A 15,065-nucleotide genomic window follows, 5' to 3' on the forward strand; every position below is an offset into this window, starting at 1 on the left:
CTTGGCAATGAACACCGCGCCACCGCTGGCCCTGACACAGGGCGATCCGGCCGGGATCGGCCCCGAGATCACCCTGAAGGCATGGCACAGGCGCCGCGAGACCGGCCTGCCGGCCTTCATCTATCTCGGCGATCCGCGCATTCTTGCAGCGCGCGCCGAAATGCTCGGGCTCGACATCCCGATTGAGATCACCGCACCGGAGGCAGCGCACGAGCGCTTCGACGCGACGCTGCCGGTGTTCGCGATCGATACCGCGCTGACGATCGCGCCCGGCAAGCCTGACCCCGCGACCGGAGAGGGCACCATCGCGGCAATAGAAACCGCCGTGAAGCTCACCCTGCGCGGCAAGGCGAGCGCGGTGGTCACCAATCCGATAGCCAAATCGGTGCTCTACAGCGCCGGCTTCAAACATCCGGGCCATACCGAATTCCTGGCAGCTCTTGCCGGGCGCGAGACCGGAAGACATGTACGCCCGGTGATGATGCTTGCCTGCCCGCAATTGCGGGTCGTGCCGGTCACGATCCATATTCCGCTGAAGGACGTGCCGGCCGCGCTCGACGAGGCGCTGATCATCGATACCATCCGCATCACCGCGGACGAGCTCAAATCCCGCTTCGGGATTGCCGCGCCCCGCCTTGCCGTGGCGGGCCTCAACCCCCATGCCGGCGAGCAGGGAACGATCGGCCGCGAGGACGAGGAAATCGTGCGGCCGGCAATCGCGCGCCTTCGCGCCGATGGCATCGACGTCGTCGGCCCCCTGCCCGCAGACACCATGTTCCACGCCGCCGCCCGCAGCCGCTACGATGCCGCGATCTGCATGTATCACGATCAGGCGCTGATTCCGGTCAAGACGCTGGGCTTCGAGGACGGCGTCAATGTCACGCTCGGCCTGCCCTTCGTGCGCACCTCGCCGGACCACGGCACGGCCTTCGACATTGCCGACAAGGGCGTTGCCGATCCGGGGAGCCTCGAGGAGGCGCTGAAGCTTGCGGCCCGGCTTTCGGAAAGCGCGGCATGAGCCAGATCGACGACCTGCCGCCGCTGCGCGAGGTTCTGGCCGCCCATGAGCTCAACGCGAAGAAGGCGCTCGGCCAGAATTTTCTGCTCGATCTCAATCTGACCCAGAAGATTGCCCGCACCGCAGGCGATCTTGCCGGCGCCCATGTGATCGAGGTCGGCCCCGGCCCCGGCGGACTGACGCGCGCGATCCTCTCGCTCGGCGTCGAAAAGCTGACTGTGATCGAACGCGACGAGCGCTGTCTTCCGGCGCTCAGGGAAATCGCCGCCCATTATCCGGACCGGCTCGAGATCATCAGTGGCGATGCGCTGAAGACGGATTTTGCCGCTCTTGCGGGCAACAATCCGGTCAGGATCATCTCCAACCTGCCCTACAATGTCGGAACCCAGCTTCTGGTGAACTGGCTGCTGCCGGGCGCATGGCCGCCCTATTGGCAATCCCTGACGCTGATGTTCCAGAAGGAAGTCGCCCAGCGCATCGTCGCGGAGGCAGGCGACAATCACTATGGCAGGCTCGGCGTGCTGGCCGGTTGGCGGACTGAGGCGCACATCGCCTTCGACGTCCCGCCGCAGGCCTTCACGCCGCCGCCGAAGGTGACCTCAAGCGTGGTGCACCTCACACCCCGCGCCGAACCGCTTCCGGTTTCTGCCCCCGCACTTGAAAAAGTGACGCAGGCAGCGTTCGGCCAGCGCCGCAAGATGCTGCGCCAGAGCCTCAAGAGCCTGGGCGGGGAAGCGCTGCTCGCGAAAGCCGGCATCGATCCGACCCGCCGCGCCGAGACCCTCGACATCGCCGAATTCTGCACGCTCGCCGAAAATCTGTAGATCGTTTTCGTCTCGGATCGCAGGCCGCATCAGACAGATGCGGCATCGAGCGCCTTCAGTGTGGCCTGGATGAAGCTATCGCGCGCCGTGTCAGGCTTCAGCCCGCGTGGCTCGTAGACATGGCGGTTCAGAAAAAAACCGGTGAGCCGGAAGCCGGCTTCCAGATCGGCCCGATCTGCGGCTTCGTTCATGTCGGGCCGCAGAAACACCGGCAGCGCCAGCATCCGCTCCGCATAGGGCGTTCCCGCCACGCGCGACACCGCCCGGCCGGTCTTGGGCGATACATAGGCAAGACCTTCCGTCACGCCGCTCGCCGCGCACTGGGCGAGGTCTAGCCCGAAGCCCAGTTCGTTGAGCAGCGCCAGTTCGAAGCGAACGAACAATTCGCCGGCAGCGTTTGCATCGTCCAGATGGGCGATGATCACCTCCATCGCCGCGCAGAGATTGCGGTGGGGATCGCGTTCCGGCAGCAGCCGCAACAGCGAAGCCATCGCCTGGACGCCGTGAAGCGCGGGCGCGGAGAGCATCAGAAAGGCTGCGCGCTGCTCGATCGGTTCGACCCGGAATTCACCGAGATGTTCGGAAAGCCGCGCCCGCCAGTGCAGCGAAACCCGGTTTCCGGGCTGCAGCACCGGCCGCATGGTTCGCGATCTGCCGCCGCGCACCATGCCGAGATGACGGCCGTGATCCACCGTCATCATCTCGGCGATCACGCTGGTCTCGCCATGGCGGCGGCTTCCCAGAACAATGCCTTCATCCTGCCATTCCAAAGCGTGGCATCCCCTGACGGATCAGTTCGAATAGTCGAGCCCGATTTCGCGATAGCGCGCCGGATCGTCACCCCAGTTTTCCCGCACCTTGACGAACAGGAAGAGATGCACCGGCTGACCGAGAATTTCCGATAGCTCCTTGCGCGCGCTCATCGAAATCGCCTTGATCGCATCGCCGTTCTTGCCGAGCGCGATCTTCTTCTGGCTGTCGCGCTCGACATAGATCACCTGCTCGATGCGCACCGATCCGTCCTTGCGCTCCTCCCACTTCTCGGTTTCGACGTGAGAGGAATAGGGCAGTTCCTGGTGCAGCCGCAGAAACAGTTTCTCGCGGGTGATTTCGGCTGCGAGCTGGCGCATAGGCAGATCGGAAATCTGGTCCTCGGGATAATACCACGGCCCCTCGGGCAACCGCTTCGCCAGAAAATCCATCAGATCGTCGCAGCCTGACCCGGTCGTGGCGGAGATCATGAAGGTCTCCTCGAACTCGATGGCTTCATTGGCGGCCGAGGCGAGCTTCAGCAGATCCTCGGGGCGAACGCGGTCGATCTTGTTCAGGACCAGGATTTTCGGCTGTCGCACCTCCTTCAGGCCTTCGAGAATGGCCTCCGCGTCGCCTTTCAGGCCGCGCTCGCTGTCAACCAGCAGCAAGATCACATCGGCATCACGCGCGCCGCTCCAGGCGGCCATCACCATGGCGCGGTCCAGTCTGCGGCGCGGTTTGAAGATGCCGGGCGTATCCATGAACACGATCTGCGCCTTGTCGTGGATGGCGATGCCGCGCAGCGTGGCGCGGGTGGTCTGCACCTTGTGGCTGACAATGGTGACCTTGGCGCCGACGAGCCGGTTCACCAGCGTGGATTTGCCGGCATTGGTCGGGCCGATCAGGGCGACGAAGCCGGACCGGGTGTTGACACCCTCCGGCATGGTTTCAGTCTCGGTCATGGCAGCTCCCGCGGTTTTCCGCATCGTGGCGGACCGCATTATAACAGGTTCAATAATGGCAGGCTCAGCTCTCGGCTGCCCAAACGCCCTCACGCTCCAGAAGCCGGGTCGCCGCGACCTGCTCGGCGGCGCGCTTGGAACGATCGACGCCGATTTCCGACGCCACGCCGCCGACGGTGACCTTCACGGTGAAGCGCGGCTCATGATCGGGGCCGGAACGGTCCTCGACCTTGTAGACCGGCGTCAGGCCGAACCGGGCATGCGCCCATTCCTGCAACTCGGTCTTGGCATCGCGGCGAAGCTCCACGCCATCGTCAAACAGCGGCTTCCAGTACGTCTCGATAAAGTCACGTGCCGGCGGCATGCCGCCTTCCAGATAGATCGCGGCGATCACGCTTTCGACGACATCGGCGCGAATCGACAGTATGCGCTTTCCGGTGAGCTTCTTGACGTCCTGCCCGGTCTTGATGAACCGGTGAAGGCCGAGATCATCGGCAACCCGCGCGCAGGCCTCGGCGCTGACAAGTTGGTTCAGCCGCACCGAAAGCTCGCCTTCGCTCGCGCCGGGAAACAGCCGGAACAGATTTTCGGCGATCACGAGCCCCAGCACCCGATCGCCGAGAAATTCCAGCCGCTCGTAATTGTCGTCCTTGCCGTTGCGCGCGCTTGAATGGGTCAGCGCCAGCGTCAGGCGCGAGCGATCGGCAAAGTCGAAGCCGATCAACTCGGCAAACGCGTTGACACTGGCGCCGTGCTTGTCCGTCATTCAGCCTCCGATAACCTTGAACATGCGATCCCAGCGCATGTTGAACGGCCACTTCCATATCTGGGCGAAGGAGGTATCATTGCCGAGCGAGAAGAAGATCAGGCTGGCGCGGCCGATCAGGTTCTCCGCCGGAACGAATCCGACGTCGAAACGGCTGTCGAGCGAATTGTCGCGATTGTCGCCCATCATGAAATAATGCCCCTCGGGCACGATGAATTCGCGGGTATTGTCGCCGGGCGAGCCGCGAATTTCATCCAGCGTATCGTAGCTGACGCCATCGGGAAGCGTCTCGCGGAAGACCGGGATGTTGCGGCCGGGATCGCGGCGATAATCGGAGGTGAAGGCGCCGTCGGCGGTGCGTGGCACCGGCGCGTCGTTCAGATAGAGAATGCCGTTTCTCACCTGCACCCGGTCGCCGGGAAGCCCGATCACGCGCTTGATGTAATCGATATCGGGATTCGGCGGATAGCGGAACACCACGACATCGCCGCGATCGGGATCGCTGCCGAAAATGCGGCCCGAAAACAGGTTCGGCGAAAAAGGCAGGGAATATTTCGAATAACCGTAGGAAAACTTGTTCACGAACAGATAGTCGCCGACCAGAAGCGTCGGCATCATCGATCCGGAGGGAATCGTGAAAGGCTGAAACAGGAAGGTCTTGATGACCACTGCCAGAAGCAACGCCTGGACAATGACCTTGACATTGCTCCAGAGCGAGCTTTCCTGCTTTACTTCTTTTTCAGACACACAGTGCTTCCTTATGCTCACCGGTTTTGCCATGAGCTTTAGCCCCTTCCAGAAAACCGGGCAATGTTTTTAAACGGATTTCGGGCTCTCCTCCACCGCCTCGATAATGACGAACGCCTGCGCGAGCGGGTAATCATCGGTGATCGTGACGTGGATGCGGGCCTCGTGGCCGGCGGGAATCATGCGTTGAAGACAGGTCTCGGCGCCGCCGGTCAGCTTCATCGTCGGCTTGCCGCCCGGCAGGTTGATCACGCCCATATCCTTCCAGAACACGCCCTGCGCGATCCCGGTGCCAAGCGCCTTGGAGCAGGCCTCCTTGGCGGCGAAGCGTTTGGCATAGGAGGCGGCGCGGTTGCGCCGGCGGTCGGATTTCGCCCGTTCGATATCGGTGAAACAGCGCGCCGTGAACCGCTCGCCGAAGCGTTCGATGGTCTTTTCCACGCGCCTGATGTCGATCAGGTCGCTGCCGAGTCCGACGATCATGACATTCCTCCCGGTCGTTGCAATTATTTAGAGCCGTTGACGGCGCCGTTCCGGAGTTCGGCCTGGCGTGCGGCGATCATCGCCTGGCGGCGGCTCTGGAACGACTGGACCGCGAGGTAGGTGGCGACATAAAACAGGCCGCCGCATACCAGCGCGGGAATGATCGAGCCCACGATCATCGGTTCCAGCAGCGGCTTCCAGAGATCGGACAGCTCGAACTTTTTGACCAGTTCGACAAGGTCGATATGGTGGCGCCCCTCCATGCTCCGCCCCAGCAGAAAGCTCCCGAACTTCCAGGTCGACAGCCAGATGAAGGGAAAGGTCAGCGGATTGCCGAAGGCCGTTCCAAGGGCCGCGGCGAAGAGGTTTCCGCCCAGGACGAAGGCAACCGCAAACGCGGAAACGAAATGCAAACCGATGAACGGCGTCCACGACACAAAAACGCCAGCCGCGATGCCCATGGCGATCGCATGCGGCGTTCCCCGCAGCCGCACGGTGCGATGGTAAATATAGACCGGGACGCGCCAGAAACCCTTTCTGGGCCAGAGAGCGCCTCGCAATCGCTGCCAAAAACCTGCCGGAGAACGTCTTTTGAAAAGCATGGCCTAGTTTTGACAGCTGGGAGAATGAATGCAAGCGCGTTTTGGCGAAACTCAGTCGGGCTTCACGCGGCGTCGCACCTCGTCATCATCGCTCTCCCGCAAATCTTCGGGTTTCGGGCGTCCGGGATCGAAATTATGATCGATATTATCCATCACGTGCTTCACACCCTCCGCTTCGCTCTCGCTGACCTTGGGGTGCGTGAAACGTTTGAAAAAGTCGCGCAAACCATCCCACATGGCGTTCCTGCCTTTCGTCGGTTGATGACTGTTAGACGCAAACTCAACGCATAATGTTCCATTTCGGCCCGGGTCGCTTCGCACTGCGCGCGACCAACGGTCGCACCGCCCGTATGACGCCTCAGCCGAATTCCCGCTTCACGGTTGCCACGCAATCAAGCGCCTTGAGCTGATTGATCGTCTGCGTGAGCTGCCGGAGATCCCAGACCTCCATGTCCATCCCGACTTCGGCAAAGTCCTCGGCGATGACATCCATGCGGATCGAACGGATATTGACATCAAGCGTGGCGATAGTCGAGGTGATGCGGGCAAGCGTGCCGGGTTCGTTCAGGACATTGATGCCGATCCGCGCGCGAAACCGCTTGTCATTGGTGGAATCGATATCCCAGCGGATGTCGACCCAGCGGTCCGGCTGGTCCTCGTATTGCTGAAGGCCGGGGGACTGGATCGGATAGACCATGATGCTGCCGTCATCCTCGGTGATACCGACGATGCGGTCTCCCGGCACCGCGCCTGTTGGCGTAAAACGCACGATTGCCGCGCCGTTCAGGCCGCGCAGCGGCACGCCCGCCTCGCCTTCCGCCTCAGGCAGGCGAAACGCCATGCCCTCGCCCTTCGGCAGGCTGACCCAGCCCTCCTCGACGCTCGGCTTGATGGTGACGCGCTCGTCCTTGTGGTCCGGGAACACGGCCTTCAGCACATCGACGGAGGAGAGCTCGTTGCGGCCGACGGCGGCGATCACATCCTCGACATCGCTCTGGCCGAGCCGATGCAGAACCGAGGCCAGCACCTCGCGCGAGAAGGTCTTGCCCGAGCGGGCGAAGGTGCGCTCGAGAATCCGGTAGCCGAGGCCGCTATACTGCTTGCGGATCGCAGCCCGCGTGGCCCTTCGGATCGCCGCGCGGGCCTTGCCGGTGACCACGATGCCTTCCCAGGCAGGCGGCGGCACCTGCACGCCCGAGCGGATGATCTCGACCTCGTCGCCATTGTTGAGCCGGGTTACAAGCGGCATCATCCGCCCGTTGACCTTGGCCCCGACACAGGTATCGCCGATATTGGTATGAACCGCATAGGCGAAATCGATCGGCGTCGCATCCTTCGGCAGCGCGATCAGCTGGCCCTTCGGCGTGAAGCAGAACACCTGATCCTGAAACAGTTCCAGCTTGGTATGCTCGAGAAATTCTTCAGGGCTGTCGCCTTCGGCCAGCGCCTCGATGGTCCTGCGGAACCAGGAGAACACATTGGTCTCGTCATTGGCCGCACCCGCCGCACGCCCCTCCTTGTAGAGGGAATGCGCGGCAATGCCGTATTCGGCGATATCGTGCATCGAGCGGGTGCGGATCTGCAGCTCGATGCGTTGCCTCAGCGGCCCGACAATGGTGGTGTGCAGCGACTGGTAGCCGTTCTGCTTCGGGTTGGAGATGTAGTCCTTGAAGCGTTCCGGCACCATGCGCCAGCGGGTATGCACAAGGCCGAGCGCGCGGTAGCAGCTCTCAAGCTCATCAACGATGATCCTGAAACCATAAAGATCGGACATCTGCTCGAAGGACAGTGATTTCGACTGCATCTTGTTGAAGATCGAAAATGGCCTCTTCAGCCGCCCCTTCACCTTGACGTCGGCCAGGCCGTGCTCCGTCAGAAGCGCCTTGAGCTCATCCTCGATGCTCTTGACCAGAGCCTGGTTCTGGCCGGAGAGATCCTGCAGCTTGTCGCGGATCGTCTCGTAGGCTTCCGGGTTGATGTACTGGAAGGACAGGTCCTCCAGCTCCTCGCGCATGTCCTGCATGCCCATGCGGCCGGCAAGCGGGGCATAGATTTCCATAGTCTCTTCGGAAATCCGGCGACGCTTGTCGGCGCGCATGTAGTAGAGCGTGCGCATGTTGTGGAGCCGGTCGGCGAGCTTGACCAGAAGCACCCGGACATCATCGGCAACGGCCAGAAAAAGCTTGCGCAGGTTTTCGGCCTGCTGCGCCTTGCGGGACACGAGATCGAGCCGCTTGATCTTGGTAAGCCCCTCGACCAGCGCGCCGATCTCGTCGCCGAAAAACGCGTCGATCTCGGAACGGGTGGCGGAGGTGTCCTCGATCGTGTCGTGCAGCAGCGCAACCGCTATCGTCGACTCGTCCATATGCAGGTCGGTCAGGATCGCAGCAACTTCAAGCGGATGGGAGATATAGGGGTCGCCGCTGGCGCGCTTCTGCCGTCCATGCTTCTGCATGGCGTAGACATAGGCCTTGTTGAGCAGCGCGACATCGGCGTCAGGCTTATATTTCTGTACCCGCTCAACGAGTTCGTATTGCCGCATCATGGCTCAGTGACCAAGCCCGTCATGGGCGCAATGCGGACATGTGGAAAGTCCGCCTGAAATGGAGGGGCAGGCTGCGGGAAACTGTCCCGCAGCCGGCAATATCAGTAATCGTCGCCTTTTTCCGGCGGCACAAGACCCTCGATGCCGGAACGAAGCTCTTCTTCCGACATCTGGTCGAAAGGAATGGCATCCGGCATATCCGGGCGCTCCCCGCCCTCGGAGGCATCCTCGTCGGCAGAAGCATTCGCCGACGCGTCGGCCTCGGGTTCGTCGACCTCGACATGGCGCTGAAGCGAATGGATCAGGTCTTCCTTCAGATCGTCGGGCGACAAGGTTTCGTCGGCGATCTCGCGAAGGGCCACGACCGGGTTCTTATCATTGTCGCGGTCGATGGTGATCTGGGCGCCCTGGGAGATGAGGCGGGCGCGGTGTCCTGCGAGCAGAACGAGATCGAACCGGTTGTCGACTTTGTCGATACAGTCTTCAACTGTGACACGAGCCATTGACTGTCCTTTTAAGGAGATTTCTGTGGAATTGCACCTCATAAAGGAGCCGCGCCCGGAATTCAAGGGCGCAATTCAACACCGCAGGAACGCCTCCGACCTGACGCCCTGTTACGTGTTCTGTCAGTCTATCTGAAACTTTGTGTTGAATTCCTTTGAACGCATGTTTAAATCCCATGCGGATTGTACATTTTGTGGCACAAATTTGAACTCTCGTCGTTTACCCGTATATCGCCGATGCACTCATTTAAGAGCCGGCTGCAAAACCAAATTTCATTGAGGACATGTTTTATGTTTGACCCGCGCGAGAAAATTGCGCTCTTCATTGATGGCGCGAACCTATATGCCGCCTCCAAGGGCCTTGGTTTCGATATAGACTATCGCAGGCTGTTGAAGGTATTTCAGGGCAAGGCCTATCTGCTGCGCGCCTATTATTATACGGCGCTGATCGAAGACCAGGAATATTCCTCGATCCGTCCGCTGATCGACTGGCTGGATTATAACGGCTACAAGGTGGTGACGAAGCCGGCCAAGGAATTCACCGATTCCATGGGACGGCGAAAGATCAAGGGAAACATGGACATCGAGCTCGCAATCGATGCCATGGAGCAGGCGGCCACGGTCGATCACCTTGTGATCTTTTCCGGCGACGGCGACTTCACCACCCTGGTGGAAGCGCTGCAGCGCAAGGGCCGCAAGGTCTCGGTGGTCTCGACCATGGCAACCCAGCCGCCGATGATTGCCGATGATCTGCGCCGGCAGGCCGATCACTTCATCGACCTGATTTCGCTGAAACAGGAAGTCGGGCGCGAGACGTCGGAACGACCGCACCGCGCGCCGGAGGTTGTGACCTCCGACTTCGACGATTGAAGCTGACGAGCGCCAGCTAGAGCATCGCCCGATGCTCTGGATTCTTTATTTTGACGCGTCGGGTTATCGAAAAACCGGATACCACTTTTTCGCCCGACGCTCTAACCGAGGTTTTTCAGGAGCCGGCTCTTTTCCCGGTTCCAGTCGCGCTTCTTCTCTGTTTCGCGCTTGTCGTGGAGCTTTTTGCCCTTGCCCAGCGCGAGCTCAAGCTTGGCCCGACCGCGATCGTTGAAGTAAAGCTTCAGCGGTATCAACGTCATGCCTTCCCGATTGACGGCGGAGCGCAGGCGATGAATTTCGCGCTTGCCGAGCAGCAGCTTGCGGCGGCGGCGGGGTTCGTGGTTGAAACGATTGCCCTGAAGATATTCCGGAAGATAGGAATTGATCAGCCACATCTCGCCATCTTCGTCGGAGGCGTAGGATTCGGCGATATTGGCCTTGCCCTCGCGCAGCGACTTGACCTCGGTTCCGGTCAGCACCAGGCCCGCCTCAAACGTGTCGAGAATCTCGTAGTTGAACCGCGCCTTGCGGTTTTCGGCGACGATGTTGAGCCGGCCGCCCTTGCTACCTTTCGGAGCCATGAAAGTCTTCCAGTCTGCAATGCGCCGGACGAAATCAGTCCAGCAATCCAGCGTGTTTCAACGCAGCGTCGATCTCCGCGGCGGTCTTGTCGTCGATCGCTGTCAGCGGCAGCCGGACGGTATCGTTCATCCGGCCGATCCTCTTGAGTGCGTATTTAGTGCCGCAGACGCCCGGTTCAAGAAACAGCGCCCGGTGGAGCGGCATCAGCCTGTCCTGATAGTTCAGCGCCGTGGCGAAATTACCGCCGAGCAAAGCGTTCTGGAATTCGGCGCAAAGCCTGGGCGCGACATTGGCGGTCACGGAAATCGCGCCGACGCCGCCCTGCGCCGCGAAACCGAGGGCCGTCGCATCCTCGCCGGAAAGCTGGATGAAATCCTTCCCGCAGGCGATCCGCTGTTCGGAGACACGCTCGATCTTCGCGGTCGAATCCTTGACGCCGACGATGTTGGAATGCGCCTTCACCAGCGCGCCCATGGTCTCGGGCAGAAGATCGATCACCGAGCGCGGCGGAATATTATAGATGATGATCGGCAGCTTCACGGCCTCGGCAATCGCCGAGAAATGCGCAAACAGCCCCTTCTGGGTCGGCTTGTTGTAATAGGGCGTGACCACCAGCAGCGCATCGGCGCCGGCCTTTTCGGCGTGGAGCGCCAGTTCGATGGCCTCGCGCGTGTTGTTGGAGCCGGCGCCGGCGATCACCGGCACTCGGCCCGCGACCACTTCCACGCAAAGGTCGACTACCCGTTTGTGCTCGTCATGGCTCAGCGTCGGGCTTTCGCCGGTGGTGCCGACGGGCGACACGCCATGGCTGCCCTCGCCGATCTGCCAGTCGACATGCGCGGCGAATGCCTGCTCGTCGACCGCGCCATCGGCGGTGAAGGGCGTAACAAGGGCGGGTATGGACCCCTTGATCATGCAGATACTCCTGACGGCCCTCATTTTAAAGCCGCATTCCTGTTGCCAAATCGGGCGCACCATAATGCCGGACATCAGGTACTGCAAGCATTAGCATTCGGTGGCGCAAACCACTCGAAACTGTGATACCTTAATGCGTTCTTAACCGCGATAAACGACACTATCGGAGCCCGACTGAATTCGACCCCTGGATGATCGAATGAAGAAAACACTATGCATGCTCTCGCTCGCCGCCTCGATGACGGCCGCGGATCTGACATCGCTCGCCGCGCAGGATTTCCCCTCGGCGGCTCCGATACCCTATGCCCGCCCGGACCGATCGGCCCTTCCGCCTTCTCTTGAGGTCACAGGCGCCATCAGCCAGCCGGTCGCCAATCCGGCTTCGAGCACGGTGCTGAAACAGGGCCTCGACGCCCTGAAGGACAGCAATGTCTCCGGCGCGCTTCAGGCCCGCAACCGCCTGCCCGACAACAGTCTGGATCACCAGATACTGAGCTGGGCGATCGCCGTTTCCGGCGAGCCCGACGTCCCGTCCTCCGAAATCGCCGAGGCCCAGCAGGAGCTTCGCGGCTGGCCGGGCCTTTCGTCGCTGCGCGCCAACTCCGAACGTGCCTTCGCCCGCGAAAACCCCTCGCCCAACACTGTGCTCGCCGCCTTCGGCAATACCTTGCCGGAAACCTCGCAGGGCACGGTCCTGCTCGCGCGCGCCCTGATGGCGGCGGGGCAGAAGCAGAAGGCGCACGACATCATCAACCGGGCGTGGACCGGATGGGCGCTCGATACCAGCACGGAAAACCAGATCCTGAAAGAATTCGGTCCGATCCTCAGCCAGACGGACCACAAGAACCGGATGATCTACCTGATGTATCGCGACCGCGCGACCCAGGCCAAACGGTTCTCGGATCTCGGCAAGGCGCAGTCCTTCTATGACGCCTGGGCCGCTGTTATCCGCCGCCAGTCCAATTCCGGAAGCCTGATCAATGCCGTGCATTCCTCCTGGCGCTCCGATCCGGCATTTCTCTATATCCAGATCCGGAATGCCCGGCAGAACAACCAGTATGATACCGCAGCAGCACTTCTGAAAAAGATGCCGCGCAATCAGGCCGCTCTCGTCAATCCGGACCAGTGGTGGGACGAAAGCCGCATTATCGGCCGTCAGTTTTACGAGGACGGTCATCCCCGCGAGGCCTATCAGGTGGTCGCCGCCGCCATGCCCGAGGATCGCCTCGACCGGCTGGACGCTGCTTTCCACGCCGGCTGGTTCGCGCTGCGCGGCCTGAACGACGGCAGGACCGCAGCAAAACACTTCGCGAACATCGGCGCGATTTCGACCACCCCGATCTCCGCATCGCGGTCCTACTACTGGCAGGGCCGCGCCGCCGAGGCCGGCGGCCCCGGCAATGCGCGCGACTTCTACCGCAAGGCCGGCGCCTACGAGACCACGTTCTACGGCCAGCTCGCGCTGCAAAAGCTCGGACAGACACAGCTCAACGTGCCTTATCCGAGCCCGACCGCCACCGACCGCGCCAATTACCAGCGCAATCCGGCGGTGCAGGCGATCGACCGGCTCGAAGCCGTCGGCCATGGCTGGCGCGCTGATTCGCTCTATCGCGCGCTTGCCGAACAGCTCACCAACCCCGGCGAACTTTCCCTGCTTGCCTACCAGGCGGAAAAGGACCGCAGCCACAGCCTGTCCCTCCAGGTCGGCAAGATCGCCTATGGCCGCGGGCTCGATGTCGCGGCGCTTGCGTTTCCGATCGGCGTGATACCGACCGACGCCAACATCTCCGGCTCCGGCATGGCGCTCGCCTATTCGATCGCGCGGCAGGAAAGCGCCTTCAATCCGGGCGCGGTCTCGCCGGCCGATGCGCGCGGGCTGCTGCAATTGCTGCCGACCACCGCCCAGCGGGTCGCAAGTCGCCACGGGCTTTCCTATTCGGCAAGCAGGCTCACCGGCGATCCGGCCTATAACGCCACCCTCGGGGCGCATTATCTCGGCGAGCAGATCGACCGGTTCGGCGGTTCCTACATCCTCACCTTCGTCGCCTATAATGCCGGGCCGGCGCGGGTGCCGCAGTGGATCGAACGCTTTGGCGATCCGCGCGGCAAGGACCTCGATTTCGTGATCGACTGGATCGAATCGATCCCGTATCCGGAAACCCGCAACTACGTTCAGCGGATCATGGAAAACTACGAGATCTACAAGGCCCGCCTCGGCCAGCCGACCGATATCGCCCGCGACCTGATCTACGGGCGGACCTGAGGCGCAGCCATGACCTTGCCGGAAGCGTCACCGCCCTTGCGCCGTGCCGGCGCTTTCCGCTATCTGACCGGCCATCAGCGCGCGTCCGACCTGACCGGACGTCAAGCAAGTGGAACGCCCCCCGATGGACATGATTTCCGATTTCGACCTGACCGGCAGCAACACGATGGGGCTGAAATCCTTCGCGCGTCGGGCCGTGATCGTCGATGATCCCACGATCCTGCCCGCCCTTGCCCGCGAAAGCGCCGCCTCCGGCCTGCCGCTCTACTTCCTCGGCGGCGGCAGCAATGTGGTGCTGCGCGAGCGGCTGGAGGCGATCGTCGCGCTGATGCGGATCGGCGGGCGTAAGGTGGCCCGCCAGACCGACACCCACAGCATCGTCACGGCCGGGGCCGGCGAAAACTGGCACGATTTCGTGGCCTGGACGATTGCCGAAGACATGCCGGGCCTGGAAAACCTCGCCGGCATTCCCGGCACGGTCGGCGCCGCCCCGATCCAGAACATCGGCGCCTATGGCGCCCAGCTTTCCGATTTCTTCCTGTCGCTTGAAGCCTACGATCTTCAGGGCGGCGTTGTCCGCACATTCGATGCGCAGGACTGCCGCTTCGGCTATCGCCAGAGCCATTTCAAGACCGAGCCGGGACGCCATGTCATCCTGTCGGTGACGCTCGCTTTGCCCCGCGCATGGCGGCCGAAACGCGATTACGCCGGGCTCGACCAGCTGCCCGAACAAATCTCGGCGCGGGAAGTACTGGACCACGTCGTGGCCCTCAGAGCCTCGAAGCTTCCCGACTGGCGGGTGCTCGGCAATGCCGGATCGTTCTTCCACAATCCGGTGGTCAGCGCCGAAAAGGCCGCCGAAATCGCGGGCGCTCCGCGCTATCCCCAGCCGGACGGCACAATGAAACTCTCGGCCGGCTGGCTGATCGAGCAATGCGGCCTCAAGGGCTTCCGCCTCGGCCCGGCCGGCACCTACGACCGCCACGCCCTCGTCCTCGTCAACCACGGCGGCGCCACCCGGACCGACATAGCAGCCCTCGCCGCCCATATCCGCGAAAAGGTGCGCGACCGCTTCGACGTCGAACTGGTGCAGGAACCGATCGAGCTTTGAATTTTGGGAAAATGGTCGGAGTGGAGAGATTCGAACTCCCGACCCTCTGGTCCCAAACCGGAGAAAAGTAGGCTCATTTCCGAGAAATCAGGACCTTCTTGCATAAACGTTACGAGAACAA

Annotated in this window: 16 protein-coding genes; 5 read left to right on the forward strand and 11 right to left on the reverse strand. The window is 62.1% G+C overall.

All coding sequences use genetic code 11. The features are described 5' to 3' along the window. Nucleotide 1: 1 nt before the first annotated feature. Together pdxA and rsmA are read left to right on the forward strand one after the other, a co-directional pair. Nucleotides 2–1,018 (forward strand): 4-hydroxythreonine-4-phosphate dehydrogenase PdxA, encoded by a 1,017-nt coding sequence (gene pdxA, locus HQ843_RS19955; protein WP_180901541.1) that lies wholly within the window; start codon nucleotides 2–4, stop codon nucleotides 1,016–1,018. Then, nucleotides 1,015–1,842: a 16S rRNA (adenine(1518)-N(6)/adenine(1519)-N(6))-dimethyltransferase RsmA gene (gene rsmA, locus HQ843_RS19960; protein ID WP_180901540.1), complete on the forward strand. Its 828-nt coding sequence runs from the start codon at nucleotides 1,015–1,017 to the stop codon at nucleotides 1,840–1,842. The genes pdxA and rsmA overlap by 4 nt, the downstream gene beginning before the upstream one ends. Nucleotides 1,843–1,871: 29 nt before the next feature. On the opposite strand, the gene recO is transcribed toward rsmA, so the two are convergent. From recO to rpoZ, 9 genes are all read right to left on the reverse strand, one after another. Next, nucleotides 1,872–2,612 carry a DNA repair protein RecO gene (gene recO / locus HQ843_RS19965; RefSeq protein WP_180901539.1) on the reverse strand — a complete coding sequence of 247 codons (741 nt, stop codon included), beginning with the start codon at nucleotides 2,610–2,612 and terminating at the stop codon, nucleotides 1,872–1,874. Between the two features lie 21 nt (nucleotides 2,613–2,633). Then, nucleotides 2,634–3,557, reverse strand: a complete 924-nt coding sequence (gene era, locus HQ843_RS19970; RefSeq protein WP_180901538.1) for a GTPase Era — start codon at nucleotides 3,555–3,557, stop codon at nucleotides 2,634–2,636. A 64-nt stretch (nucleotides 3,558–3,621) separates the two neighbouring features. Continuing rightward, nucleotides 3,622–4,323, reverse strand: a complete 702-nt coding sequence (gene rnc, locus HQ843_RS19975) for a ribonuclease III (RefSeq protein WP_180901537.1) — start codon at nucleotides 4,321–4,323, stop codon at nucleotides 3,622–3,624. Next, nucleotides 4,324–5,070, reverse strand: coding sequence for a signal peptidase I (lepB, locus tag HQ843_RS19980; RefSeq protein ID WP_180901536.1), 747 nt, complete (start codon nucleotides 5,068–5,070; stop codon nucleotides 4,324–4,326). A gap of 69 nt (nucleotides 5,071–5,139) precedes the next feature. Beyond that, nucleotides 5,140–5,553, reverse strand: a complete 414-nt coding sequence (acpS, locus tag HQ843_RS19985; RefSeq protein ID WP_180901535.1) for a holo-ACP synthase — start codon at nucleotides 5,551–5,553, stop codon at nucleotides 5,140–5,142. A gap of 23 nt (nucleotides 5,554–5,576) precedes the next feature. After that, nucleotides 5,577–6,155, reverse strand: a complete 579-nt coding sequence (locus HQ843_RS19990; protein ID WP_256432925.1) for a DUF2062 domain-containing protein — start codon at nucleotides 6,153–6,155, stop codon at nucleotides 5,577–5,579. Nucleotides 6,156–6,206: 51 nt separating this feature from the next. Beyond that, nucleotides 6,207–6,392 carry a hypothetical protein gene (locus HQ843_RS19995; protein ID WP_180901533.1) on the reverse strand — a complete coding sequence of 62 codons (186 nt, stop codon included), beginning with the start codon at nucleotides 6,390–6,392 and terminating at the stop codon, nucleotides 6,207–6,209. Between the two features lie 121 nt (nucleotides 6,393–6,513). Continuing rightward, on the reverse strand, nucleotides 6,514–8,700 hold the full coding sequence (locus tag HQ843_RS20000) for a RelA/SpoT family protein (protein ID WP_180901532.1): 2,187 nt from the start codon (nucleotides 8,698–8,700) through the stop codon (nucleotides 6,514–6,516). Between the two features lie 101 nt (nucleotides 8,701–8,801). Next, complete coding sequence (rpoZ, locus tag HQ843_RS20005) at nucleotides 8,802–9,203, reverse strand: DNA-directed RNA polymerase subunit omega (protein ID WP_180901531.1); 402 nt, start codon at nucleotides 9,201–9,203, stop codon at nucleotides 8,802–8,804. 291 nt (nucleotides 9,204–9,494) lie between these two features. On the opposite strand from rpoZ, the gene HQ843_RS20010 reads away from it, so the two are divergent. Next, nucleotides 9,495–10,073: a LabA-like NYN domain-containing protein gene (locus tag HQ843_RS20010; protein ID WP_180901530.1), complete on the forward strand. Its 579-nt coding sequence runs from the start codon at nucleotides 9,495–9,497 to the stop codon at nucleotides 10,071–10,073. 101 nt (nucleotides 10,074–10,174) lie between these two features. On the opposite strand, the gene smpB is transcribed toward HQ843_RS20010, so the two are convergent. Then, nucleotides 10,175–10,654, reverse strand: a complete 480-nt coding sequence (gene smpB, locus HQ843_RS20015) for an SsrA-binding protein SmpB (RefSeq protein WP_180901529.1) — start codon at nucleotides 10,652–10,654, stop codon at nucleotides 10,175–10,177. A gap of 34 nt (nucleotides 10,655–10,688) precedes the next feature. Further along, a complete protein-coding gene (gene dapA, locus HQ843_RS20020) occupies nucleotides 10,689–11,570 on the reverse strand; it encodes a 4-hydroxy-tetrahydrodipicolinate synthase (RefSeq protein ID WP_180901528.1) in 882 nt (293 codons plus the stop codon). Nucleotides 11,571–11,769: 199 nt separating this feature from the next. Here dapA and HQ843_RS20025 point away from each other — a divergent pair, with 199 nt between their 5' ends. Continuing rightward, the gene (locus tag HQ843_RS20025) at nucleotides 11,770–13,833 is read left to right on the forward strand and encodes a lytic transglycosylase domain-containing protein (protein WP_180901527.1); all 2,064 of its coding nucleotides are present in this window, start codon (nucleotides 11,770–11,772) and stop codon (nucleotides 13,831–13,833) included. A 124-nt stretch (nucleotides 13,834–13,957) separates the two neighbouring features. After that, a complete protein-coding gene (murB, locus tag HQ843_RS20030; protein WP_180901526.1) occupies nucleotides 13,958–14,944 on the forward strand; it encodes a UDP-N-acetylmuramate dehydrogenase in 987 nt (328 codons plus the stop codon). Nucleotides 14,945–15,065 lie beyond the last annotated feature (121 nt).

Source organism: Martelella sp. NC20, assembly GCF_013459645.1.
Taxonomy (GTDB): domain Bacteria; phylum Pseudomonadota; class Alphaproteobacteria; order Rhizobiales; family Rhizobiaceae; genus Martelella.

What these genes read in the sequence shown, in the direction of transcription:
- rsmA (WP_180901540.1), top strand. Translation starts at nt 1,015, where the DNA reads ATGAGCCAGATCGACGACCTGCCGCCGCTGCGCGAGGTTCTGGCCGCC.
- era (WP_180901538.1), bottom strand. Translation starts at nt 3,557, where the DNA reads ATGACCGAGACTGAAACCATGCCGGAGGGTGTCAACACCCGGTCCGGC.
- rnc (WP_180901537.1), bottom strand. Translation starts at nt 4,323, where the DNA reads ATGACGGACAAGCACGGCGCCAGTGTCAACGCGTTTGCCGAGTTGATC.
- acpS (WP_180901535.1), bottom strand. Translation starts at nt 5,553, where the DNA reads ATGATCGTCGGACTCGGCAGCGACCTGATCGACATCAGGCGCGTGGAA.
- HQ843_RS19990 (WP_256432925.1), bottom strand. Translation starts at nt 6,155, where the DNA reads ATGCTTTTCAAAAGACGTTCTCCGGCAGGTTTTTGGCAGCGATTGCGA.
- HQ843_RS19995 (WP_180901533.1), bottom strand. Translation starts at nt 6,392, where the DNA reads ATGTGGGATGGTTTGCGCGACTTTTTCAAACGTTTCACGCACCCCAAG.
- HQ843_RS20000 (WP_180901532.1), bottom strand. Translation starts at nt 8,700, where the DNA reads ATGATGCGGCAATACGAACTCGTTGAGCGGGTACAGAAATATAAGCCT.
- rpoZ (WP_180901531.1), bottom strand. Translation starts at nt 9,203, where the DNA reads ATGGCTCGTGTCACAGTTGAAGACTGTATCGACAAAGTCGACAACCGG.
- HQ843_RS20010 (WP_180901530.1), top strand. Translation starts at nt 9,495, where the DNA reads ATGTTTGACCCGCGCGAGAAAATTGCGCTCTTCATTGATGGCGCGAAC.
- smpB (WP_180901529.1), bottom strand. Translation starts at nt 10,654, where the DNA reads ATGGCTCCGAAAGGTAGCAAGGGCGGCCGGCTCAACATCGTCGCCGAA.
- dapA (WP_180901528.1), bottom strand. Translation starts at nt 11,570, where the DNA reads ATGATCAAGGGGTCCATACCCGCCCTTGTTACGCCCTTCACCGCCGAT.
- HQ843_RS20025 (WP_180901527.1), top strand. Translation starts at nt 11,770, where the DNA reads ATGAAGAAAACACTATGCATGCTCTCGCTCGCCGCCTCGATGACGGCC.
- murB (WP_180901526.1), top strand. Translation starts at nt 13,958, where the DNA reads ATGGACATGATTTCCGATTTCGACCTGACCGGCAGCAACACGATGGGG.